The organism is Mesorhizobium sp. WSM4847 (assembly GCF_055811335.1).
The window spans coordinates 1-738 of sequence record NZ_JBVVPY010000098.1; the positions used below are offsets into that span (position 1 = coordinate 1).

Below are 738 nucleotides of genomic sequence, written 5' to 3' on the forward strand. Positions count from 1 at the left end.
GCGGCTTGGTCCCGACGCCGCAGGCCGAACGGTTGGCCCGAATGCTGCCGCCGGTGTTGGATGCGCTCCGCGGGATGGTGAACCGCCAGGGGGAATGGCGATCAAAGACGATAATGGCGATACCCGACCATCAAGCCCTGATCTTGCTGCCGCCTCTCCTACCCATGCTGCGCGAGCACGCGCCCAATCTCGACATCGTCACCGGCTCGTTTCTAACCGGCGCGCTCCGGCGGCTTGAGCAAGGCGAGATCGATCTGGCCGTTGGGCAGACCGGTGGCACGCCACCGGGCTTCTTTCGGCGCAGGCTCTATACTGACCGCTTCGCCTGCCTGCTACGTTGCGACCACCCAGCCCTGGCGCAGGAATGGACGATCGAGGCCTTCGCTGCCCTGCGCCACGCTGCCATTGACTCGGATGCTAAGGGCGGCTTTGGCCGGGTGCATGACGATCTGGCAAATTTACACCTCCAAGATCGCGATCCGGTGCTGGTTTCCAACCTCCTGACGGCCGCTGTAGCCATCGCGGCGACCGATCTGGTGCTGATTGTACCACACCGCGTCGCGACACGGATCGCCGCCTTGCTCCCCCTAGCGATTGTCGATCCGCCGGTGGAACTGTCGCCTTACGAGGTTGGGCTGATTTGGCACGAGCGTTGCCATCGCGACCCAGAGCATCACTGGCTGCGCCACAAGATTGCCGCCGCAGCGGCGGCGGGAACAGAGCTGGCGCATCCATCGA

At 64.5% G+C, this 738-nt stretch carries 1 protein-coding gene; it reads left to right on the forward strand.

The features are described from left to right. Nucleotides 1–74 precede the first annotated feature (74 nt). A partial coding sequence (locus tag AC0L28_RS34685) for a LysR substrate-binding domain-containing protein (protein ID WP_473482989.1) occupies nt 75–738 on the forward strand: 664 nt, incomplete at its 3' end.